Annotated in this window: 23 protein-coding genes; 10 read left to right on the forward strand and 13 right to left on the reverse strand. The window is 43.0% G+C overall.

The features are described 5' to 3' along the window. The first annotated feature begins 146 nt into the window (after positions 1-146). The 6 genes from CXF60_RS06545 to gspK all read left to right on the forward strand — a co-directional run bounded on the left by CXF60_RS06545 (position 147) and on the right by gspK (position 5,275). Positions 147-935 carry a TatD family hydrolase gene (locus CXF60_RS06545; protein WP_102091285.1) on the forward strand — a complete coding sequence of 263 codons (789 nt, stop codon included), beginning with the start codon at positions 147-149 and terminating at the stop codon, positions 933-935. A 233-nt stretch (positions 936-1,168) separates the two neighbouring features. After that, entirely contained in the window at positions 1,169-1,852 is a 684-nt protein-coding gene (locus CXF60_RS06550; protein WP_057759351.1) for a TetR/AcrR family transcriptional regulator, read from the forward strand. 167 nt (positions 1,853-2,019) lie between these two features. Beyond that, positions 2,020-2,844: a prepilin-type N-terminal cleavage/methylation domain-containing protein gene (locus tag CXF60_RS06555; RefSeq protein ID WP_102091286.1), complete on the forward strand. Its 825-nt coding sequence runs from the start codon at positions 2,020-2,022 to the stop codon at positions 2,842-2,844. 38 nt (positions 2,845-2,882) lie between these two features. Next, complete coding sequence (gspI, locus tag CXF60_RS06560) at positions 2,883-3,350, forward strand: type II secretion system minor pseudopilin GspI (RefSeq protein ID WP_228707057.1); 468 nt, start codon at positions 2,883-2,885, stop codon at positions 3,348-3,350. Beyond that, positions 3,347-4,195 carry a type II secretion system minor pseudopilin GspJ gene (gspJ, locus tag CXF60_RS06565; protein ID WP_102091288.1) on the forward strand — a complete coding sequence of 283 codons (849 nt, stop codon included), beginning with the start codon at positions 3,347-3,349 and terminating at the stop codon, positions 4,193-4,195. Before gspI ends, gspJ begins: the two co-directional genes overlap by 4 nt. 48 nt (positions 4,196-4,243) lie before the next feature. Then, positions 4,244-5,275, forward strand: a complete 1,032-nt coding sequence (gene gspK, locus CXF60_RS06570; RefSeq protein WP_228707058.1) for a type II secretion system minor pseudopilin GspK — start codon at positions 4,244-4,246, stop codon at positions 5,273-5,275. Between the two features lie 22 nt (positions 5,276-5,297). On the opposite strand, the gene CXF60_RS06575 is transcribed toward gspK, so the two are convergent. From CXF60_RS06575 to ychF, 4 genes are all read right to left on the reverse strand, one after another. Then, the gene (locus CXF60_RS06575; protein WP_057759356.1) at positions 5,298-5,978 is read right to left on the reverse strand and encodes a TetR family transcriptional regulator; all 681 of its coding nucleotides are present in this window, start codon (positions 5,976-5,978) and stop codon (positions 5,298-5,300) included. 104 nt (positions 5,979-6,082) lie between these two features. After that, positions 6,083-7,498 (reverse strand): deoxyguanosinetriphosphate triphosphohydrolase, encoded by a 1,416-nt coding sequence (locus CXF60_RS06580; RefSeq protein ID WP_102091289.1) that lies wholly within the window; start codon positions 7,496-7,498, stop codon positions 6,083-6,085. Positions 7,499-7,772: 274 nt separating this feature from the next. Continuing rightward, on the reverse strand, positions 7,773-8,393 hold the full coding sequence (locus CXF60_RS06585; protein WP_145990206.1) for a hypothetical protein: 621 nt from the start codon (positions 8,391-8,393) through the stop codon (positions 7,773-7,775). A 128-nt stretch (positions 8,394-8,521) separates the two neighbouring features. Further along, positions 8,522-9,613: a redox-regulated ATPase YchF gene (gene ychF / locus CXF60_RS06590; RefSeq protein WP_101205452.1), complete on the reverse strand. Its 1,092-nt coding sequence runs from the start codon at positions 9,611-9,613 to the stop codon at positions 8,522-8,524. 422 nt (positions 9,614-10,035) lie between these two features. On the opposite strand from ychF, the gene CXF60_RS06595 reads away from it, so the two are divergent. The 3 genes from CXF60_RS06595 (at position 10,036) to CXF60_RS06605 (ending at position 14,318) form a co-directional block, all read left to right on the forward strand. Next, complete coding sequence (locus CXF60_RS06595) at positions 10,036-12,225, forward strand: ATP-dependent helicase (protein ID WP_102091291.1); 2,190 nt, start codon at positions 10,036-10,038, stop codon at positions 12,223-12,225. 343 nt (positions 12,226-12,568) lie between these two features. Beyond that, positions 12,569-13,816 (forward strand): NAD(P)/FAD-dependent oxidoreductase, encoded by a 1,248-nt coding sequence (locus tag CXF60_RS06600; protein WP_102091292.1) that lies wholly within the window; start codon positions 12,569-12,571, stop codon positions 13,814-13,816. 163 nt (positions 13,817-13,979) lie between these two features. Next, entirely contained in the window at positions 13,980-14,318 is a 339-nt protein-coding gene (locus tag CXF60_RS06605; protein ID WP_102091315.1) for a RidA family protein, read from the forward strand. 189 nt (positions 14,319-14,507) lie between these two features. Here CXF60_RS06605 and CXF60_RS06610 read toward each other — a convergent pair whose 3' ends face one another. The 3 genes from CXF60_RS06610 to CXF60_RS06620 all read right to left on the reverse strand — a co-directional run bounded on the left by CXF60_RS06610 (position 14,508) and on the right by CXF60_RS06620 (position 16,119). Next, positions 14,508-15,293 carry an enoyl-CoA hydratase gene (locus CXF60_RS06610; RefSeq protein ID WP_102091293.1) on the reverse strand — a complete coding sequence of 262 codons (786 nt, stop codon included), beginning with the start codon at positions 15,291-15,293 and terminating at the stop codon, positions 14,508-14,510. Next, positions 15,230-15,424, reverse strand: a complete 195-nt coding sequence (locus tag CXF60_RS06615; protein WP_102091294.1) for a hypothetical protein — start codon at positions 15,422-15,424, stop codon at positions 15,230-15,232. The genes CXF60_RS06610 and CXF60_RS06615 overlap by 64 nt, the downstream gene beginning before the upstream one ends. A gap of 194 nt (positions 15,425-15,618) precedes the next feature. Continuing rightward, complete coding sequence (locus tag CXF60_RS06620; protein WP_102091295.1) at positions 15,619-16,119, reverse strand: lactoylglutathione lyase family protein; 501 nt, start codon at positions 16,117-16,119, stop codon at positions 15,619-15,621. Between the two features lie 107 nt (positions 16,120-16,226). Between CXF60_RS06620 and CXF60_RS06625 the strand changes: the two genes are divergently transcribed. Beyond that, positions 16,227-17,096, forward strand: coding sequence for a LysR family transcriptional regulator (locus tag CXF60_RS06625; RefSeq protein WP_102091296.1), 870 nt, complete (start codon positions 16,227-16,229; stop codon positions 17,094-17,096). A 111-nt stretch (positions 17,097-17,207) separates the two neighbouring features. Here CXF60_RS06625 and CXF60_RS06630 read toward each other — a convergent pair whose 3' ends face one another. From CXF60_RS06630 to rpsF, 6 genes are all read right to left on the reverse strand, one after another. Beyond that, positions 17,208-18,344, reverse strand: a complete 1,137-nt coding sequence (locus CXF60_RS06630) for a glycerate kinase (protein WP_102091297.1) — start codon at positions 18,342-18,344, stop codon at positions 17,208-17,210. A 112-nt stretch (positions 18,345-18,456) separates the two neighbouring features. Beyond that, on the reverse strand, positions 18,457-19,812 hold the full coding sequence (locus CXF60_RS06635) for a GntP family permease (RefSeq protein ID WP_102091298.1): 1,356 nt from the start codon (positions 19,810-19,812) through the stop codon (positions 18,457-18,459). Positions 19,813-20,281: 469 nt separating this feature from the next. Further along, positions 20,282-20,521 (reverse strand): hypothetical protein, encoded by a 240-nt coding sequence (locus tag CXF60_RS06640; protein WP_101205444.1) that lies wholly within the window; start codon positions 20,519-20,521, stop codon positions 20,282-20,284. Positions 20,522-20,875: 354 nt separating this feature from the next. Further along, positions 20,876-21,382, reverse strand: coding sequence for a 50S ribosomal protein L9 (rplI, locus tag CXF60_RS06645; protein ID WP_057759378.1), 507 nt, complete (start codon positions 21,380-21,382; stop codon positions 20,876-20,878). 20 nt (positions 21,383-21,402) lie between these two features. Continuing rightward, positions 21,403-21,633: a 30S ribosomal protein S18 gene (rpsR, locus tag CXF60_RS06650; protein ID WP_010198808.1), complete on the reverse strand. Its 231-nt coding sequence runs from the start codon at positions 21,631-21,633 to the stop codon at positions 21,403-21,405. A gap of 16 nt (positions 21,634-21,649) precedes the next feature. Beyond that, the gene (gene rpsF / locus CXF60_RS06655) at positions 21,650-22,054 is read right to left on the reverse strand and encodes a 30S ribosomal protein S6 (RefSeq protein ID WP_101205443.1); all 405 of its coding nucleotides are present in this window, start codon (positions 22,052-22,054) and stop codon (positions 21,650-21,652) included. Positions 22,055-22,105: the final 51 nt, after the last annotated feature.

The raw sequence follows: 22,105 nt of genomic DNA on the forward strand, positions 1-22,105 counted from the left end.
GGACATGGATTGGTGAATAGGTTTTTAAGAGTAGAAAATATGATGCCACTTGAAAACAGCTTCCTTCACAGCAATCAATGCAAACAAGATTCAAATTTTTAATTCCCAGACTTTTAATTAATAAGTTTTTAACAACGAGATTATTTATGTTTACAGATACTCATTGTCACCTCAACCGTTTAGATTTGACGAAATACGATGGTAAATTATCTGGCGCGATTGACGCCATGAAAACTGCTAATGTTACCCGTGCGATGGCGATTATGTGTGATTTTGCAGAATATGACGAGATTGCCAATATTGTGAGCACCTATGGTGACGAGACATTAAATCTAGGGATGAGTGTAGGGATTCATCCTTGTGAAGATATTGATGTACTGAAATCAGCAACGGTTGAGCGTCTAGTAGAGACTGCTGACAAAGACCATGTATGGGCAATAGGCGAGACAGGGCTAGATTATTACTGGTCTACAGAAAATAAAAAAGAGCAGCAAGCCAGTCTTGCACGTCATATCCATGCAAGTCAGCAACTAAAAAAACCGCTTGTCATACACATGCGCGATGCAAAAGAAGATACGATCGATGTCTTAAAGAGTGAAGGTGCTGAGCATGGTATTATCCATTGTTTCACTGAAGACTGGGAGACCGCAAAACGTGCTTTAGATTTGGGATTTTATATCTCTTTCTCAGGCATTGTCAGTTTTAAAAGTGCCCAAAATATCCAAGACGCTGCAAGGCACATGCCTAGAGACAGAATCTTGATTGAGACCGACAGTCCATATTTGGCGCCTGTGCCTAAGCGTGGTCGTCCCAATGAGCCCGCCTACGTACCTTATGTCGCCAGCTTCATCGCAGATATGTATGGTTGTGATAGTAACGAGGTCGGAGAATTAACCGCAAAAAACTTTGAAAATTTACTGGCACAGTATCGCTAAAATGGTTATGCTATGACCAGTCAGTCATTTATGTGATAGTCGTATAGTTCAATCCCCTTTAGTATTTGAATTACTAAATGTAACTATCTGATTATTAATGACTATTTGTAAATATAAGCATATCCCTTTTATGGTATTTCAGCAGTTCTTGTATAGTTTTATACGCTCATTGCCAAATGTACGCACATAATTGATGGTCATATGCTTAATCTTGTCATGTTTTAGGAGAGATTATGAGTCGTCAGCACCAGTTCAAGGCACGAGAAGAGAACATCTTAGCGATGGCAGAACAATTGCTACTTGAGTCAGGCGATGGTGATATCACTTTAGACAGTTTGGCAGATCAGCTCGATTTGGCTAAAGGCACCCTGTACAAGCATTTCTCCAGTAAAGATGAGCTTTATCTGCGTATTATTATTCGTTACGAAGAGCAATTGTTTGAGATTAACCGTATTGATGACTGCCCGTCAGCAGGCGTTGCCCGTATGATTTTTCAGCAGTTATTCAACCCGCAAAAAGCCATGCTATTGAACCAAATCGAAGAGCGTCTGGCAGCATCAGTGACTGGGCTCAATCGTTTGTTTGGTGAGTTATATGATATCCGTCGCCAGCGCATGAAGCGTTTGATTGATATTATTAGCGCATACTTAAAAGACGAGCACAGTAACTTGAGTACTCGTGATTATCTATCGTCTATTTGGGCGATTGGTCAGGGCGGTGCAGGGCTCTTAAACTCAAGCTTTTACCAACGCTACTTAGGTCGTCGTGATACGCTACGTTATGCCTTTGTTCAGCAAGTGCTAGAGTTGCCAAGCCATTATCCTGCTGACGATGAAGAGGTCATGGATGAGGATATGCAAGAGCTGGTAGAGCAAATCGATACTGAATCAGAAGAGCACCGTAATACCAACTACTAAAGTAGTTATTAATAAAGTAGCAAGTAATTTTTGGGTTGTGAACCTTTTTCGGCTTTAATAAATCGTGTTGTAATGCTTACTATTGCAGCACGAATTCATATATCTTCTACATTCTTTAAAACCCTTTCTCATTCTGCGAAAATTAAAATTGGGCTTATAGGTGCAATATGCCGGTCACTGTCAAGACTCAGTCCAGTTCAGCGGCTACTTGCTCTTTTACTCTAATTAATCAAACGTCTCAGTCAAGCTGCTTAGATACAAGACCTACAGACCATTGTCACAGCTGCGCCTCCATATCAACTAATACCCATCACTTATCATCATTCTCATCAATAAACAGTCGGACACAGACTGGTTTTACATTGGTAGAAATCGTGGTGGTAGTGGTTATCTTATCTATATTTGCTGGCATGATGAGTTTGTCTGTCGGTAGCAGTGAATCCCGCAAAAACCGCGCTTTTTATGAGCATTTGACCGATTCGTTGAGCTACGTTCGCCTATTGTCGGCTGAACGTATGCAGCCGATGGGTTTGCGTATGCAGGCAGATAAGCAAGGTCAAGTAGAACCAGTCATTGTTACCCTATCAAATCCATATGTCGCGTACCAGACAACAGAGATGATGTCAGATAGCACCGACAGTCAGCCTAAGAATGCTATGGAGCTGTCGGCAGAGGTTGCTGGTCTATCAGGCTCTACTAATGAGAAAAAACCAACGCCAAGTTGGGAGGTTGAGTCGGGCATCAATTTGCCTGAACTGCCTACTGGCGTAAGTATTAGAGTTCAAAGTTTGGATTCTAGTAGTTTACAAAATATGGGACGAACCCAAACGTTACAGCCTTGGTTTAGCGATCAAAATGTACCGCAGGTATTGTGGTTTGGTACGGGACAAGCAACGCCTGTCACCATTGAAGTGCTTCATGATTCGCGTTTAGTGGGCGAGGTGATTACGATAATGCCAGATGGTAGCATGCGAATCGGACAGGGGTTATAGTGGCTAGATTATATAAACCTCCTATGACAAGCCAGCCTGTGTCACCAAAATCTATATCACTCAAGTGTGGACGCGAGAGCGGCTTTACCCTTATCGAAGTGATGGTTGCTTTGGCTATTTTGGCAGTGGTAGCAGTCGCGGCGAGTCGTGCCAGTAGTGCATATCTGAGCTCAGTTGATATATTGCGTACTCGTACGCTTGCTCACTTCATCGCCCAAAATGCCGCCGCTGATTTACGTATTCAAGAGACGTGGCTGACCGCCAACCGCACCCAAACCGTGAACGCTCAAGGGCGTGATTGGCAAATAGAAATGACAGTCGGTGACGCCATCACACCTGCCCTAAAAGAAGTAAATATCGCAGTTTCGCCTATTATAGATGGGCAGACACGCACATCGGTCACTGATATCACTGTGATGCTAAGTAATGCTGAGCAAGATACGGGCAGTCTGGATTTAAGTGGTCTAAGCACAGGTAACAGCGGGCAAGCAGGGAGCGGTCTGTGAGGCATCAGCGTGGTTTTACACTGCTTGAGCTAATGGTTGCCATGGCAATATTTTCGATGCTAGCCGTTGCAGGCTGGCAGGTATTTGATGGGGTCAACCGTGCTCGTGAGCGCGCGCAATTTCATGCTGACAATCTGGCTGTCTTGCAGTACGCTTATTTACAGTTACAGCAAGACATGGGTCAAATTATCCCTTATCAAGCGTCGACTACCCAGAGTGTCAGTGCGGCCAATAACAGTCCAAGCGATAGTACTAACGCGAACAACAAACCCCAATCAAGCGAGCAAATGAACGAAATAGCGCCTGAGCCCTTTATGAGCTTAGATGGCGAGCATATCAGCTTTGTACGCTTTGCCGATCCTGATCCACGATATCAGAGTAGCAATAGCATCCAACATATCGAATATATTTTTGCGGATGAGCGTTTGATACGTCGCCAGTATACCAGTATGGAAGGCGGGCGTGACAGCGTCAGCCTAGACAGCGTATTGCTCGAAGGTGTCACAGCAGGAAGCTGGCAAGCTTATCTACCAGAGCTAAGTACCAGATTTCCAAGCGATGACGCGAACAGTAGTACAAATACAGCGGTGAGACAATCAGCGAATCCAGGGAGTCCTAAGCCCACAGCTATTTTATTACCGAAAGGAATCGCGGTTAGCTTTACATACCAAGACATGCCAATCACTTGGCAATGGGCACTTGCTCCGCAACCGATATCGTATAGCAATAGTCAAAGCACAGCCAATGATACAGATGGTGGTAGCAATGATAATGCCAATGTCAATAATGACAACAGCGGTAATGACGATAGTGACAATAATAGCAGTGCGGGAACGAATAATTGAGAAGGTAGTAGTTAAAATGCATCAATTGCTCAATAACAAAGGCTATGTATGTCGATGACTGCGAACTCTCAACGCGGTGTTGCACTGCTGACTATCTTATTACTGGTAGTAAGTATTACTGTGGTTGCAGGATCGATGCTTGCTAGCCAAAAAATTGCAATTAGGCGTAGTGGGCTGTTGTTCGATCAAAATCAGTTGCTGCAAGATATCGATGCAGGTCAACAGTTGGCAGTGACGATGATTCGCGCTGATAGCAACATCAATGATACTGATAGTGCGCAAGATATCTGGGCGCAGCCCATACCACCTTATGCATTGGCTAGTCACAGTGTCAGCGTCGAGCTACGCGATGAGTCTGGTCGTTTTAACATTAATAACTTGTATCAAGATGGGTCGGCCAATACCACTGCTTTAGCAGTATTCCAACGACTACTCACGCAACTAAATCTAGAGCCTGATATCGCTATTGCTATACTTGATTGGCAAGATGCAGACGGCGAGGTATATCAAGATGGTGGTGATGAAAGTACGGTATATGCGCAGCAGTCAAACGCTGTAGCAACAGATGCTCTGCCAAATCAGCCTTTTGTCAGTATCGATCAGCTACTAGAAGTGACAGGGGTGAGCGCTGAAACTCTAGCAGTACTACGGCCTTATCTTACCGCGGTGCCTTATTATGTGCCGATTAATATCAATACTGCCAGTCCTGTATTGTTAGCCGCACTAATGGATGGTGCTAACAGTCAACAGATGCAATCACTGGTAGATATGCGCGCACAGCAGGCGCTGACGTCTATTGATGCAGTATGGCAATTACCGATATTTGGCAGTGTGAATGATGAGCAACGAAAAGCCTTAACACCCATGCTTGCCGTTGATAGCCAAGCATTTATGGCACTTATCACAGCGACTGATAATGCAACTGTCGGTCAGGCGAGGGAGCGTTTTGCTACTGTTCTGATTAGTAAAACTGTCGTTGATAATAATCAAGCAGTTAATAGTAGTGAGGTAGACGGTAAAATGCCCAAGGAAGTCAAAGTAGTGACACAGCGACTATGGGCATTTCGTCCGAGCTTTTAGCAGAGGGTATTGGGATCGACATTTAGTCTTTTAGGCGTGTTTCTTCGCTAGACTTCCAATTATATGCCCCGTAAAAAAGCATCTGTGCTTGACGAGTACAGTTATGCAGCATTAGCTGTTTGTTCTCTTCGATTTCGTTTAGATCAATCTCATCATCATGATCTTCCGTATAGGTCAGCTCTAGCCAATCAATAATCCAAGAGAAGAACATATTTACGCCAGCCTCAGCCAATAGGCGACGGTCATAAGCGTTGATATGGGTAAACGCTGGCTGCAACGCTAAGTCGTCGGCCAACCCTTGAGCATGTATCTTAATCAACTCATTAATGGCTTTTCGTACTGCTTCTGACCCACCATAACGCTCACTGACCAAGAACTGCCAGTAATAAGGCTGATCGCTGACCATATACAAGAATAGCTGAATACTTTTTGCGATTTGACGATCAAAGCTACGTTTGCGCCCAATCTGCAGGCTATCACTTAACGTGGCTAACGTACCGCCCAATTCCTCAATGACCAAAGCGCGCCCGAGTGACTCCATATCATCAAAATGGCGATAAAACGCAGTCGGCACAACGCCAACCTCGCGTGTTACTTGTCTGAGACTGATAGAGCTAAAAGATTGCCCTGTCATACATAAATCGAGCACAGCATTAAAAAAGGCGTGCCGAGTTTGAAGTTTTTTTTGTTCGCGACTGCTCATAATATTTCAAAATTGTCCGGTAGGTGTTTATCATACTCATTTCAACGCATAAATACGACTGAAATACGTCATTCGTGTTAATTTACTAAACCTGTACTGGTCTTTTAAACCACTGTGCCCCAATGACCCTGCAATTCTTGCGCCAGTCGATAAGCTTCATGGTCATTCATACCTGTAATAAAATCCAAAATATTTAAGACATTATGATAGATATCGTCAGACAAGATGCGGCGATGTTCGTCAAGATGGGGCTGTAGTAATCTTAACAGACGTTGCTGCTCAAAAGACATCGGCGGCTGCATAGTAGCAGATTGCGACCCTGTCCAAGCGAGTGGCATAAAGGCATTCAATAGGCTATGCAAGCACTGATTGGCCATCAGCTCCATTCTTACTTTGCTCGGATGATTAAATATTTTTTCGCGTGCCAGTTGCTTAGCTTGATTAATACCATTTTGTACGCTGGTATCGCAATGGGCAAATAGGCTGCCTTGCAACGTGCCAGCTAGCAATGCATCACTGTTGGCTACAAAGGCATCGGTGACGGTATTGACCAAACGCATCATGGCTCGTGCCCGCAGGGAGGCGAGACTTTGTCTGACAGACATATGCGCTGGCAAGTTTACGCTACTCGGACGTTCACCAATCAGCTCATAAAATATCGTAGCCACTTCGCTATAGGTTAGCATATTCAGATTGATGCCATCTTCTAAATCGATTAGCGCATAACAGATATCATCTGCCGCTTCTAGCAGATAAGCCAATGGATGGCGCGCAAAGCCATCATGTTGCTCCGAGCGTGGTAAATGCAAGCATGCCGCTAATTCTTCTAGTTGAGAGGCCTCACTATAAAAGCAGCCAAATTTTTGCACATTATAATGGTTGTCATTGACATCGTTACTGTGAGTTGCCAACCACGGATACTTCATAAAGGCGCCTAGCGTGGCACAGGTGAGCCGCATACCACCCTTGTCAGGATGATGCTCATTACGTGCCAATAGGCGAAAGCCTTGAGCATTACCCTCGTATGCCAGTAAGTCTAATCGCTCGTTGCTGCTTAAATTTTGCAAAATCGCTTGCGGTTCAGGCTGCCGAAACCAATCACGAATCGCATACTCTCCAGCATGGCCAAAAGGCGGATTGCCAATGTCATGAGCGAGACAAGCTGCTTGTACGATCACACCGACGTCTGCAGGTGAAACTCCTGTTGGTAGGCCGCTACCTAGTGCATCATGAATTTTTTCGGCAGCCATCATTCCCAAAGAGCGACCAATAGAAGACACTTCTAGCGAGTGAGTCAGACGCGTATGTATACCGAGCTGATTGGTCAATGGATGGACTTGGGTTTTCTGATTTAACTGGCGAAAAGAGTGAGAAAATACCAGTCTGTCATAGTCTTTGTGAAACTGAGAGCGAGTACTGGTATTGGCGTTAAATTTTTTGGAAGCACCAAGACGTTGTGAGTTGAGAAGATGTGACCATTGTGTGGTAGGGGACGATAAGGAAGTTGGTTTATTTAGCATATTGAAACATCCGGAACCAAGGGAGCCTCTAGCATAGCAAAATAGCGCCCTTGGTTCAGCTATATAGTCAGAGAACTACTAAACTGCTACGGCGTTCCCCTCCTTAGAGCTACTATTTGTACAATCTGCCGTCGGCTACCTTGTACCCGTTTTAGACTTCTTTGACCAGAGTTAATGCCCTATAAATTGGATACGGTGTCAGTTTCGCTTAGCCTACTATTGGTAGTGCTTTCATTCGCCTTGCTTGTATCCAAATTATATGGAATCAACTATATTAAGACTTTTGACAGTTAAAAAGTACGTCTTCCTTGTCGATAGCTACATCGCTGTCCAGTGTTTTATTAAGCAATGTGGCTTTGTCTCCATTTACTTGCCATATGATGCCGTGTGTATCGTCTAATCCAATATCGCTGGTATAGATGCCCTTATCAGCATCAGTTTCACTATTAGCAGTAGCTGTTAAATCGTATTCGATACCATCGATGAGCAAATGCGCTGTCTGTGGTGTACTGTCGCTATGATAAGAAACACCAATAATAGCAGTAGGCTCACAAGAGAAAGGAGTGCTGTTGCTGGCATGAGCTGCATGATCATGACCTGCGTGCGCATGTTCCTCGTGGCTATGACTTTCATGACTGTGATCTTCATGATTAGGCCCTTCATGACCATGTTCTATATCGCTATGCTCTTCGTGGCCGTGATCTTCATGCTCTTTATCATCATGCATTTCATGACCTTGTTCATGTTCGGCATGATTATCTACTGTTGCTTTTTCAGATACCGCTGCATCGGTATCGCTGTTTGGCTGACAACCCAGTAAAGAGCCTGCCATCACACTACCTAGTATCGTAATACCTGCAAGTCTAGAAAAAGGAAAAGAAAAATAATTAGTCACAGTATGAACCCTCAAATAAGCAAAATAAAGATATGTTATAATATAACAATATGCTGACAAAATAAAGCCGATGATGGAGAATATCCAACATCGGCTAATTAACTTTAAACACGCTACACTATTTAAAGTTATACGTTAAATCTAAAGTGCATCACGTCGCCATCTTGTACGATGTAAGTTTTACCTTCTAAACGCGATTTACCAGCAGCAGCAGCGCCTTTTTCACCGTTGTATTCGATAAAGTCATCATACGCAATGACTTCAGCACGAATAAAACCACGCTCAAAGTCAGTATGAATCACGCCAGCTGCTTGCGGCGCTGTCGCACCAATAGCGACAGTCCAAGCACGTACTTCTTTTACGCCAGCGGTAAAGTAAGTCTGCATATCAAGTAAGTCATAGCCACCGCGAATGACTTGATCAAGACCCGCTTCTTCCATATCCATCTCAGCTAGGAAGTCTTTTTTATCGTCTTCATCAAGCTGGGCAATTTCAGATTCGATCTGGTTGCATAGGGCGATGACGATAGAGTCTTCACCAGTGGCATAGTCACGAACAGCGTCAAGGTATGGGTTATTTTCAAAACCATCTTCAGCGACGTTAGCGATATACATGGTTGGCTTTAGCGTAATTAAACCATAGCTTCTGATCAGTTTTTTCTCATCAGCGTCTAGGTTAGCAGCACGAGCCGCTTTACCTTCTGCTAATAATGGTTCAACTTTTTTGAACACATCAAGCAATGCTTGCGCGTCCTTATCACCACCTTTAGCCTTTTTGGTTTGGTTGTGGATTGCGCGCTCAACAGCTTCTAAATCTGCCAATGCGAGCTCAGTGTTAATGGTTTCGATATCATCAATCGGGCTAACGCGGCCATCAACGTGGACGACATTGTCATCATCAAAACAGCGTACAACGTGAGCAATCGCATCGGTCTCACGGATGTTGGCTAGGAATTGGTTACCCATACCTTCGCCTTTTGATGCGCCTGCGACCAAACCTGCGATATCAACAAACTCCATGGTCGTTGGTAGAACGCGTTCAGGATTGACGATATCAGCCAGTTGCTTTAGGCGTGGGTCTGGTACTGGCACGATACCCGTGTTGGGATCTTTGGTACAAAATGGAAAGTTTTCAGCGGCGATACCCGCTTTGGTCAACGCATTAAACAAGGTGGATTTACCCACGTTTGGTAGGCCGACGATGCCGCAATTAAAACCCATAACATTCTCTCAATGTATTAATAAAATCAGTTGGTATAAAGTTTGGTTAAATGATAAATCAAAATTGGGCACATTGTAGCAAATTTACCTGAATAGGGGTGAGGTTGTTACGGTATATGCTCAGGTTTTTACCCGATGACAATATGCATCTTTACGATAAAAGCAGGTCATATTAAAGGCTTAAAAATGAACAAGGCTAACCAATAGGAGTGACACATAGGAGTGACACATAGCTTATGTGGGTTGGTAAACTCTATTTTTTAATATGGTAAACTGTCACTCATAGATAAGGACTGAAAGTTCACGAAAATTCAGCATATATACTCTGCTAAGTTTAGCAAATCATAATTATTCTAAAGCTATAGACAGTCAGATATACGCTGATAATATCGCCAAAATAAAATGTAAGGCAATTTTAGACAATGACAACCTCGATTTTTGACACACGCCACTATAAATACCCGCAGAACTTCCTTGAGATGAAGCCTAAACTGACTCGGCTTGAGCAGGCTATTAAAAAGTTAGAGGCAAATTTAATCGATACTGCTGAGCCGAAAAACATCAAATTGTTAAAGCAGAGGCTAGATAGTGGACTGGGGTTAAAGGTCGATTATGCTAGAGAGTTAAATCCCGATCAACTAATGGCCGCGACTACGATCGAGGGCAAAGTATTGGTCATTGCTGGAGCTGGCTCAGGCAAAACCAAAACCTTGACCTATCGGACCAGTTATCTACTGGAAAATGGGGTGTCGCCTAAAGAGATTTTGCTACTGACTTTTACGCGTAAGGCGGCAAATGAAATAAAAAGTCGTGCAAAGACTTTATTGACCAATAGTTTCTCTGATGAAGATTTGGCCAAGGGTAAATTACCAACTGATAAGCGGCTCAACGATATCACTAGTGGTACTTTTCACTCGTTTTGCAATATGTTACTGCGTCAGTATTCAGGACTACTCGGTATCAATCCAAGGTTTACGATTTTGGATACGGGTGATAGTGAGGATGCTATCGACTTGGTGCATAAAGAAAAAAAGTATCCTAATCAGACCAAGTCACAAGCCTTTCCACGCAAAAAAACGCTGCAAAATATCATATCGACGTCTAGAAATAGACGTATACATATTCGCGACTTAATCGAAAGTAACTACCCAGATATCGCTGTGCATACTCCTATCATCGAGCAGCTGGCAGTTGACTTTCATGAGTACAAGCGCGCCAATCACTTATATGATTTTGACGATATTATCAGCCAAGTGGTACGTCATTTAAAAACCAATGACACTTTTCGACAGCTGCTGCAAAGCCAGTATCGTTACATTATGGTTGATGAGTATCAAGACACTAATATTCCGCAAAAGCAGCTAATCGACTTAATATGTGAGCCTGAGACGGTATCGCTGATGGTAGTCGGTGACGACAATCAAAGTATTTACGCGTTTCGCGGTGCCAATTATGAAAACATTTTGCTGTTCGGTGAGACTTATCCTCATGCCAAACTTATTAAGCTTGAGCAAAATTATCGCAGCTCGCCGTCCGTTTTAAATTATATCAATGCGTTGTCCGCGCAAATCACGCTAGGCTATCAAAAGCAGCTGTATTCTGATGCGCCAATAGAAGGACACAAGCCAGTATTTCGACGACTCAGTGATGAGCCAAAAGAAGCGGGCTATATCACTGATAAGATTGTCGCGCTAAAGCCAGAGTATGACTACAAAGACTTTGCGGTATTATGCCGTACGTCATTTCAATCCAATTACATACAGCTAGAGTTTATGGCGCGCAATATTCCCTTTATCGTCGTGGGCGGTATCAAGTTCATTGAAAGACGTCATATCAAAGACGTATTGGCCTTTGTCAAAATACTCTATAACCCAAATGACACGATTGCTTGGCATCGTATTTTAACTTTGTTTAAAGGGGTAGGAGCAGTAACGGCGACGCGATTAACCCAAGCTATTACTGCTGACAATAATGCATTTGAATCCTTACTAGCAGCGCCTTTTGCAAAAAAAAGTGATCAGCTAGAACCTCTATATCATGCGCTTACCAAGGCACAGCAAGCTGAATCGGTCGAGACAGCTATCGAGCATATTCTTGAGTTTTATATTCCAGTCTTAAAGCTGATTGAAGAAAATTGGCGTGAGCGTACCGAAGATTTTCGGGTATTAAAGAACTTAGCGACAGAGCACACAAGCCTTGATAGCTTTTTAGAAAATCTCGCTTTGGACCCACCTAATGATTCGGTTGCTGTCATGGGTAATCTGGATAATGGACAAGACAGTAGCAATGACAAAGTTACTATCTCGACCATTCATAGTGCTAAGGGGCTTGAATGGCCAGTCGTGTTTGTTAACTCATTGGTAGATGGCATCACGCCGCATCATCGTTCTTTGGATGACTTTGAAGCATTAGAAGAAGAGCGTAAGCTGTTTTATGTTGCCTGTAGTCGTGCAAAAACTCAGCTGTATCTGACCGCGCCGAATTATTTTTCCAGTTATTCTGGATATTTTGACAAGCCGTCACGTTTTATCGCTGAGCTATCTGCGGATGAGGTAACGGTTGAAACGACAAGGCGGACCATGATAGAAGACGATGACCCAATATGGTGGTAATACTTCATGTTTAGTTGATTATCCAATCAATTAAACATAAGCTAATAAGGCTATGCAGTAATATAGACAAGTGAGCTGTCAAATACTTGAACGTTTTATAACTAAAAACATTGGATAATTTGACGCTATTTTCACTAAAATTGTTGCTAGATTATTGCTCAAGGCCAATATTCTTCCTATCAAAAATACCTTCTCAAAAACCCCATAACCAAAAGTATGTGACGCGAAAATATTTATCAGATAAGGGTTTCAAATTTATCCTAATGCGTTACTATTACCACCTAATTCTGTTAGACCTTTATATTTGATACTCTGTATTAACACCCTAAGAAAAGGATAGGTTATGCGCTATGAAGTTATCGTTATCGGTGCAGGTATGGTTGGAACGTCAATCGCGTGGCATCTACAAAAAAATAACTCAAATGTATTACTCTTAGACAAGAAATTGCCAGGGTCAGAGACCTCATATGGCAATGCAGGATTGATTCAGCGCGAAGCGATTCATACGCATCCTTTTCCGCGTCAGCTGACAGAGATGATCCGAGTATTGCCGAACCAAGGTACTGATATTCGTTATCGCATACCGGCGATTCTACGTTATCATCAAGCGCTGCTGCAATACTGGAAATACTCCACGCCTGCGTCTGTCAAAAAAATCGAGTCAGAGTGGCAGACGTTGATTGAGCATTGTACTAGTGAGCACCAAACCATGATTAGCGCTTCTGGTGCTGACGAGCTCATTACTCGTGATGGTTGGCTACAATTGCATCGCTCAGAAGAGACTTTCAAAGAAGCGCAAGCATCCGCCATTGATGCGCGTAATCAAGGGGTTGAGCACAATGTATTGAACCTTGAACAACTAAAAGCAATGGAGCCTCGCGCCAATTTTGAAGGTTTCGTTGGCGCGATTCATTGGAAAAACTCTTGGCAAGTATCGAACCCAAGCTCGCTAGTCAAAGCTTATGCAAAAAACTTCCAAGATATGCAGGGTACGATTAAAGAAAGCGATGTGAAAGAAATCGTTCAAGATGGCGAAGGCTGGAAAATTATCACTGATAACGATACCTACTATAGTGATAAATTGGTTATCGCAGCAGGCCCATGGTCTAATGATTTGATCAGACCACTTGGCTATAATCTGCCGTTGTTCCCAATGCGCGGTTATCATCAGCATTTCAAAGTGACAGAAAAGAACACCATTAATCACAGTATGTTTGATATGGACAAAGGCTTTGTGATGGGGCCGATGCAGCAGGGTATCCGTATTACTACTGGTGCTGAGATGACCACGATGAATGCGCCAAAGAACTTTGGCCAGTTAAAAACCGTATTGAAGCTGGCTAAAAAAATCTTGCCATTAGAAGATGCGGTTGAGAGCGAAGCATGGGCAGGATCACGTCCTTGTATGCCTGATATGAAGCCAGTAATCGGTCCTGCAGACAAGCATGACAAACTATGGTTCGCATTTGGTCACAGCCATCAAGGCTTCACCTTAGGGCCAATGACAGGTCGTCTGGTTGAAGAGATGATTCACGATAAGCCTGCATTGGTCGATCTTGCACCATTTAGTGCCCAGCGTTTTTCTAACTAAGCGTGCATCTGATATATAGTTGATCCAATTTAAGAGCGGTACAAGGCAACCGAGTGCAGATGTATATGTCATACTTCAAGCGAGGTTAACGCTGTAACGCTTTTATAGTGGATTGACTATAGTTAGCACAGAATTAAATTAATAAATGAAAGGTATAGACATGATTAAGAAACTACACAGCAATCAACGTATGAGCAAAACCGTAATCCATAACCAGACGATCTATTTGTGTGGTCAGGTAGGTAATGCAGAAGACGATATCAAAGCGCAAACATTGACTTGTCTAGAAAAAATCCAAACGTTGCTAGAAGAAGTTGGCAGTGATAAATCAAAGCTACTATCAGTCACGGTTTGGATCAAAGACATGGCTGATTTTGCTGCTATGAATGAAGTTTATGACCAGTGGTTTGAAGGTGTTCAGCCACCGGCTCGCGCTTGTGGCGAGTCAGCTTTGGCACGTCCTGAGCTATTGGTTGAGATGATCGCCATCGCTGCTGAGTAAAGACTGCTCATAGTACCTATAGCATCCGTATCAAATAGAAATAAAAAAGGCCATGATAATGATATCGTGGCCTTTTTTATGCTTGGCAATAAGCAAGTTTAATTATTGAAAAAGGGCGTGCTAGCTTTCTAGATAAAGCCTACGCTATATGACGTCAGCTAAACGATACAGTCATTAGTGTCATAGGTACTAACACCCTTTCCATACTGCTTGGCGCTTCTCAATAAAAGCATCAATCCCTTCACCCACATCGTCTACCATCATATTGCCCGTCATTACTTCACTGGCATAGTCATATGCATCTTCAACGTTCATATCCAGTTGTTTATAAAACATATCTTTGCCAGTTCTCACCGCTACCGGAGACTTGGCAGTGATTACTGTTATCAGTGACTGTAGTGTCAGATCAAGTTGCTCTACTGGCGCAACTCGATTGATTAATCCATATTGCAAGGCAGTATGCGCGTCGATAAACTCACCCGTAATCAGCATCTCAAATGCTTGCTTACGAGGTAGATTACGGCTGACGGCTACAGCAGGTGTAGAGCAAAAAAGCCCAACGTTTATCCCAGAGGTGGCAAATTTTGCATTATCAGCGGCAACGGCCAAATCACAAGCTGCGACCAGCTGACACCCTGCAGCGGTGGCAATGTCTTGTACTTTTGCAATGACGACTTGTGGCATACGGTTGATGGTAAGCATCATTTTGCTACATTGTTGGAATAGGGCACGGTGAAATGCTGCATCTGAGTGTGCGCGCATTTGTTTTAGATTATGACCAGCACAGAATGCCTTGCCTGTCGCTTGAATAACCACGACTCTGATCGTATCGTCTTGAGCGATATTATCCAGTTCTGCTTGCATGGCAGATAGTACTTCAACGGACAGGGCATTGAATTGTTTGGGTTGGTTTAAGGTGAGCGTGACGACGCCACTTTCTTTATTGTCTTCTCTAATTCTGCTTGCATGGCAGATAGTACTTCAACGGACAGGGCATTGAATTGTTTGGGTTGGTTTAAGGTGAGCGTGACGACGCCACTTTCTTTATTGTCTTCTCTAATAACCAGAAGGTCGTCTAGGTCTAGAGTGGTGCCTAATTGAGTCATTTATCATCCTTGATAATGGGTTGGTTTATAGTTTTATATATAGCTGACTAAATAGTAGCATGGCTCATATTCTATATGATAGATGGAGCACATAGAAAGCGCACGAAAAAATAGCGCACTCAGATGATGAGTACGCTATTGGTTTTTCAATCAGATATAATCTAAATCTATACTAACTTAAATTTATACTGAACCTAGTATGCGCCTTCGCTATAGATAAGCTCGTAGCTATGGCTATAAATTTCAACAATGTTACCAAACGGGTCTTCCATATAAATCATGCGATATGGCTTTTCACCAGGGTAGTAGTAACGTGGTTTTTCCATACGCTTTTTACCGCCTGCTGCAACCATACGCTCAGCCAGTTCTTCAACGTTTGGATCTTGAACACAAAAGTGGAAGATGCCAGTTTTCCAGTATTCAAAGTTGTTTTCAGGGTTTTCTTGATTTTTGAATTCAAAAATCTCAACACCGATACGGTCACCAGTAGATAGGTGAGCGATACGAAAGCTGCCCCAACCAGCACCGAATACTTCGATACACATCTCACCGATCGGGCTATCATCTTCGACAATCTCAGTTGGTTCCATGATGGTGTACCAACCCATCACTTCAGTATAAAATTTTACGGCGGCATCTAAGTCAGGGACTGACAGACCGATGTGCGAAAAGCTTCTTGGATAAACGTTGTTCATAGCTTGTGCTCCTGTTTGCTGTACTCTTGTTTAACGTGAGGCCAGTATACAAACGCATATTCATTATGTAAAATTATCAAATATTATATAAATAAGTATGAAACGTAATGATAAATATCACATGGTTACGCACCTTTTGTACGCTTGCTGAAGTTGGGCACTTTACCCGCACAGCTGAACGTCTATATATGACGCAGTCCGGTGTGAGCCAACACATAAGTAAGCTAGAGGAGCAACTAGATACAGACTTGTTGATTCGACAAGGAAAGCAGTTCTCATTGACCAATGCAGGTGAGCAGCTTTATAAAGAAGCAGGTGAGATATTGCAGCGATTATCAAATTTAGAACAGCGTATCGGTGAAGATCCGCCTTATGAAGGATTGGTGCGGTTGATGTCACCGGGTAGTGTGGGACTCAAGTTATATCCGCAGCTTTTGACATTACAGCAGCAGCATCCAAAACTAGTGATTGATTACCGCTTTGCTCCAAATTCTGATATTGAGCGAGCACTGGCAAATCACGAGATTGATATTGGCTTTATGACGGATATCTCAGATGATGAAACGGTTAGCTGCAAGCCTATGGCGCAAGAAGCATTGATACTAGTAACCCCTGCGGCTACAGTAGAGCCTAGCTGGGAGCAGCTTATCGAGCTTGGATTTATCGATCATCCGGATGGCGCCCATCATGCAGGTATGCTACTAACTGCCAATTATGAGCAATTTCAGCATATCAATGACTTTGAGAAAAAGGGCTTTTCGAATCAGATTGGCCTGATACTAGAGCCAGTCAGCAGAGGAATAGGCTTTACTGTTTTGCCAGCCCATGCCGTGGCTGCTTATCCAAAGCCTGAGCTGATTAACAGTCATCATTTACCAGTTGCCGTTAGCGAAACGCTATATCTGGCAGTCAGAAGACAGCAGGCACTTTCTAATAGAATGTATACGGTCATTGATGAAGTAAAAAAATGGCTATAGACATGTTGAGAATGATAAATGCACAGCTGACAAAGGGCTAATAAAACGCTCGATAGCTGTGCATTTAGTGGAGGAGGTTCATTGATAGATTGCGACTATGGTAGATTGCGTCTATTTTAAAGTCTGCCCAAGTTTGATACTTGCAGCGATATTAGCAGCAGTCGTCTCAATATTGTTATAAGCAGAACCCAACACGTTATCAATCGTGTCTACCTTTTGGATACTCGGCATGACCACATCGAACTGGCTGGTCTGAGCAGGTTTTAGCCCATCGACGCTGCCGCAGATAGCGATAACAGGTGTACGGCTGGCGTTAGCGATTTGGCTGATACCGCCTGCCACTTTACCCATGGCTGTTTGTGCATCTAGTTTGCCTTCACCAGTGATGACAAGATCAGCCTCTGCGATATGTTGTGACAGGTGCGCCACTTCAGCAACCGTATCAAAGCCTGACTTTAGCTGAGCTTGAAAGAATGTCATCATCGCATAGCCAAGACCGCCAGCAGCGCCAGCGCCTTCGACGTGTTGACAGTCTTCATAGCCGTGCTCTCCACATATAGTCGCAAAGTGACTGAGTGCCTTGTCCAAGGTATTGACTTGCTCTGGACAAGCGCCTTTTTGTGGGCCAAACACTGCGCTTGCACCCAGCAGACCGCATAACGGATTGGTCACATCACAAGCAACTTCAAATAACGTGTCTGATATCTTTGCATGAAGGCTAGTATTATCGAGCTTATGTAGGCTGGCAAGTGCGCCACCACCATGAGTGAGCAGGCTATCATTCATGTCATGAAATGTTATGCCTAGCGCCATTAGCATGCCAAGACCTGCATCATTGGTTGCGCTACCACCTAGACCAATAACGATACGCTTAGCACCTTCTTCTAACGCATCTTCGATCAGCTCCCCAACACCATAACTACTCGCAATAACGGGATTACGCTCATCAGCTGTCAGTAGGTGCAATCCGCACGCTTGAGCCACTTCGATAACAGCAGTCGCATCAGGCAATAACAGATACTTTGCCGTAATCGGCCTCATCAACGGGTCATGTACTCTGACTTCTTTCCAGCGCCCGCCCAATACATAAGACAATACCGCTGAGGTACCTTCACCGCCATCGGCCATTGGCAACAGCTTATAGTCAGCATCTGGAAACACTTGGCTAAAGCCAGATTGAATGGCATGGCACACGTCCAGTGCTTCTAAACTTTCTTTAAACGAGTCAGGGGCGATCAAAATTTTCATACGGCTCTCTTTGAATATCTTAATGACACGATCATTGCGATAGTGTCATGTTTTAAAACGTTTACTTAGCAATCATCAAATAAACGTATGTATAAATACCCAATTTTATGAACTAGATAAACACTAGGGTCAATAACCAGATAAATACGATGCTAGTCACACCTTGGATACCAGTGGCCATTGAATGAGCTTTGTACGCTTGTGCCACGCTCATGCGACTAAACTGGCTAACAATCCAAAAGAAGCTGTCATTGGCATGCGAGATGGTCATGGCACCAGCACCAATTGCCATCACGCAGAATACACGGCCAAGCTCACTGTCCAAGCCAATTTGGTTCAACAGTGGGGCAACCATTGCAGAGGTTGTGACCAATGCGACCGTGGTTGAGCCTTGTGCTGTTTTTAGCGCAGCAGAGACGATAAATGGCATAAAAATACCCAATCCTAAGGCAGATAGCGTCGAACCTAGATAATCGCCAATCGGCGTCACTTTTAGCATGGCACCAAATGCGCCACCAGCACCAGTGATCAATAGGATAGGGGCTGCTACTACCAAACCTTGCGAGATACTGTCGCTGATTTCTTGCGTTTTTTGGCTTGATTTAATCAAGAAAAAGGATAAGAACAAACCGATAAGTAGTGCAGTAAGCGGATTACCAATGAATATCAAAATCTCCGCTACCATGCTACTACCAAACGGTGCACTTGGGAAATTAGCCACCGACGATAAGCAGATTAATATGATAGGAACGATAATCGGCAAGAAAGCCATTGTCGCTGAAGGCAAATGGCTGTAATCGTCACGAGTTTTCATTCCTTCAGGCATTGCTGCTGGAGCATCTGCCGCATTGATATTGTCAGGAGTAGCGTTAAGGAAGCGATTAGACCACCACCAGCCAGCCAGTACTGCAACTGCTGTCACGACCACACCGACCATGATGACTAAACCCAAATTTGACTCTAGACCTAAGTTACCTGCCGCTGCGATTGGGCCTGGCGTCGGTGGGACAAAGGTGTGGGTAGCGTATAGACCAGTGGCCAAGGCAATGCTCATCGCGACACTTGATACATGTAAGCGCTCAGCCAAAGACTCTTTTAGAGAGTTCAAGATAATATATCCAGAGTCACAAAATACAGGTATAGAAACGACTGCACCGACGATAGACATGGTCAAAGTAGGGAAGCGTGGCCCCAATACTTTAATGACTGACTCTGCCATTACGATAGCAGCACCCGTTTTTTCAAGGATTAAGCCAATAATTGTACCAAATACAATCACAAGACCGATATAGCCCAAGATACCACCGAAACCATCAGAGATCGTTTTGGCGACAGTATTAAGCGGTACTTGATAAAATAGCGCGACCAAAAAAGCAGAGAGAATCAATACTAAAAAGGGATGCCACTTTAATTTTGCGGTAGCGAAAATAATAAAAAGAATGGTCAGCACAAGCCAAAATACAATCATCACTGTCTCAATATGGTTTATATCTTAATTGATTACCAATGCAATACAGCCAATTATATCGAGATTAAATACGGTATATAGCTTGCTAATTCTACTTTGCGTAGTGCTTGCAAGTGCTTTTACCATATCTACATTTAAACGATATTGGACCAACTATCTGCATCACTAACGATACGAAATTTTAAAGGGGCATATTTTATAGCAAATAGACGCCGCTAGGAAATAGATTCGTTAAATAGTTGGCGCTGTTGACAAAAAATCGAGAGATACTTAATTTTGAAATGAGAGAAGTTAGTAATAAAACGTCGAAGAGGTGTGTGGAAATACTTTTATAACTATCAATTGCTAATACTTCAAACCAAAAAAAACTGGCCATCTATAATGACCAGTTTTTGTCTAAACAATATTTACCTACCTGAGTAATGATTATTTTTAGAATAGGTATTCTAAGAAGTACCGTTATTTATAGTTAGGCAATCTTATCAAAAAAAGCTTTGTTATTGGTAGCAGTTGCAGTATCAAAGCTGACGTAAATGCCTTGATCATCCAACGTGGCATACCAATGATCATCATTGCCACTGGTCAGCAGCTGAAAGTATTTGTCATTGACTATTCTGCCAACTGTATACACCTCACCTTCGGAGTAGTATGCATTACCTTGAGTACAGATAAGCTTGTCATTGGTATGAATGTTATGATTTTCTTTCATGTTCTTGCGCCCTATTAGTACATTAGATAGCAGTAGATTATCAATTCTGCTAATAGTAATAAAGATGATTATATAGGCAGTATCTTGTTGTTTGGTATAGCGTTTTTAAGGCAATTGTTGCATTTAGTTACTACAATATTGCATAGATAACACTGTTATCATAGCAATAGATTTTTTGAAAATCCTAAGCTGTTTAGGAATATATAAAATCCTAATTTATCGAGATAAAGGAGTGCAAGTTAGCGTTATAAATTGTCTAAATATATAAACTCTAATGTCAAAAAGGACGCACTTAAAAAAGCCAGCAACCTAAGTTGCTGGCTTTTTGCAGACTGAGTCTAACTATATAGAAGATTACTCTTCAGAATAGTCTTCTTCAGCAGCTTCTTCGTCAGCTGAATCTTCGTTGTTACCATCTTCAGAAAGAATAGTAACTAAGATGCTAGCAGTAACGTCATGGTGTAGCTGAATATCAACATTGTATTCGCCAACTTGACGTAGAGTGCCTTCAGGTAGCTTGATTTCAGCACGGTCTACTTCTAGACCTGAGTTAGTCAATGCTTCAGCGATATCGCGAGTACCGATAGAGCCGAATAGCTTGCCTTCGTCACCTGATTTAGCACGCATGATAACATTAACGTCAGTCAATGCATCAGCACGCTCTTGAGCAACAGCGATCTCTTTTGCTTCTTCAGCTTCAAGTTCAGCACGACGTGCTTCGAACTTTTCAATGTTAGCTTTAGTAGCAGGTAGCGCTTTGCCCTGAGGGATAAGAAAGTTACGTCCGTAACCTGGTTTTACATCGACAGTTTCACCGAGTTTACCAAGGTTGACGATACGCTGTAACAAAATAATTTGCATGAGTCATTCCTAGTTAGCGGTTAACCTTGATGGTTATCAGTGTATGGAAGTAGCGATAAGTAACGAGCTTGCTTGATAGCAGTCGCTAATTGACGCTGATATTTAGTAGATGTACCAGTAATACGGCTTGGTACGATTTTACCATTATCACTAATGTACTGTTTTAGCAATTCAACATCTTTATAGTCGATGTGAGTGATGCCTTCAGCAGTGAAACGGCAGAATTTGCGACGGCGATAGAAACGTGCCATGAGTATTCTCCTTTAATTAGTCTTCACTGTTGTCGTTGTCGTCATTATCGTTTTCACGATTGTCTGGACGACGAGTAGTTGCTTTGCGTGCGCGTTTTTCATCGGCATTCTTGGCTAACTGCGACTCTTCAGTGACAGCTTCGTCACGGCGCATAACTAGACTACGAATGATCGCGTCGTTATAACGGAATAATTCTTCAAGTTCAGCTAAAGTTTCACCGTCAGTTTCAATGTTGAAAAGAACGTAATGAGCTTTGTGAATCTTGTTGATTGGATAAGCCAGTTGACGACGGCCCCAATCTTCTAGACGATGGATAACACCGTTGTTGTCTTGAACTAACTTGATGTAGCGCTCAACCATGCCGACCACTTGGTCGCTTTGGTCTGGGTGTACAAGTAACACCAGTTCGTAATGTCGCATTATGACTCCTTACGGATTAGTAGCTATTAACCCTATGTTAATAGCAAGGAG

Origin of the sequence: Psychrobacter sp. 4Bb (genome assembly GCF_002836735.1) — a bacterium.
Classification (GTDB): domain Bacteria; phylum Pseudomonadota; class Gammaproteobacteria; order Pseudomonadales; family Moraxellaceae; genus Psychrobacter.

Excerpts from the sequence above, each read along its gene's own strand:
- CXF60_RS06545 (WP_102091285.1), top strand. The coding sequence starts at position 147 with ATGTTTACAGATACTCATTGTCACCTCAACCGTTTAGATTTGACGAAA.
- CXF60_RS06550 (WP_057759351.1), top strand. The coding sequence starts at position 1,169 with ATGAGTCGTCAGCACCAGTTCAAGGCACGAGAAGAGAACATCTTAGCG.
- CXF60_RS06555 (WP_102091286.1), top strand. The coding sequence starts at position 2,020 with ATGCCGGTCACTGTCAAGACTCAGTCCAGTTCAGCGGCTACTTGCTCT.
- gspK (WP_228707058.1), top strand. The coding sequence starts at position 4,244 with ATGTCGATGACTGCGAACTCTCAACGCGGTGTTGCACTGCTGACTATC.
- CXF60_RS06575 (WP_057759356.1), bottom strand. The coding sequence starts at position 5,978 with ATGAGCAGTCGCGAACAAAAAAAACTTCAAACTCGGCACGCCTTTTTT.
- CXF60_RS06580 (WP_102091289.1), bottom strand. The coding sequence starts at position 7,498 with ATGCTAAATAAACCAACTTCCTTATCGTCCCCTACCACACAATGGTCA.
- ychF (WP_101205452.1), bottom strand. The coding sequence starts at position 9,613 with ATGGGTTTTAATTGCGGCATCGTCGGCCTACCAAACGTGGGTAAATCC.
- CXF60_RS06595 (WP_102091291.1), top strand. The coding sequence starts at position 10,036 with ATGACAACCTCGATTTTTGACACACGCCACTATAAATACCCGCAGAAC.
- CXF60_RS06600 (WP_102091292.1), top strand. The coding sequence starts at position 12,569 with ATGCGCTATGAAGTTATCGTTATCGGTGCAGGTATGGTTGGAACGTCA.
- CXF60_RS06615 (WP_102091294.1), bottom strand. The coding sequence starts at position 15,424 with ATGACTCAATTAGGCACCACTCTAGACCTAGACGACCTTCTGGTTATT.
- CXF60_RS06620 (WP_102091295.1), bottom strand. The coding sequence starts at position 16,119 with ATGAACAACGTTTATCCAAGAAGCTTTTCGCACATCGGTCTGTCAGTC.
- CXF60_RS06625 (WP_102091296.1), top strand. The coding sequence starts at position 16,227 with ATGATAAATATCACATGGTTACGCACCTTTTGTACGCTTGCTGAAGTT.
- CXF60_RS06630 (WP_102091297.1), bottom strand. The coding sequence starts at position 18,344 with ATGAAAATTTTGATCGCCCCTGACTCGTTTAAAGAAAGTTTAGAAGCA.
- CXF60_RS06635 (WP_102091298.1), bottom strand. The coding sequence starts at position 19,812 with ATGATTGTATTTTGGCTTGTGCTGACCATTCTTTTTATTATTTTCGCT.
- CXF60_RS06640 (WP_101205444.1), bottom strand. The coding sequence starts at position 20,521 with ATGAAAGAAAATCATAACATTCATACCAATGACAAGCTTATCTGTACT.
- rplI (WP_057759378.1), bottom strand. The coding sequence starts at position 21,382 with ATGCAAATTATTTTGTTACAGCGTATCGTCAACCTTGGTAAACTCGGT.
- rpsR (WP_010198808.1), bottom strand. The coding sequence starts at position 21,633 with ATGGCACGTTTCTATCGCCGTCGCAAATTCTGCCGTTTCACTGCTGAA.
- rpsF (WP_101205443.1), bottom strand. The coding sequence starts at position 22,054 with ATGCGACATTACGAACTGGTGTTACTTGTACACCCAGACCAAAGCGAC.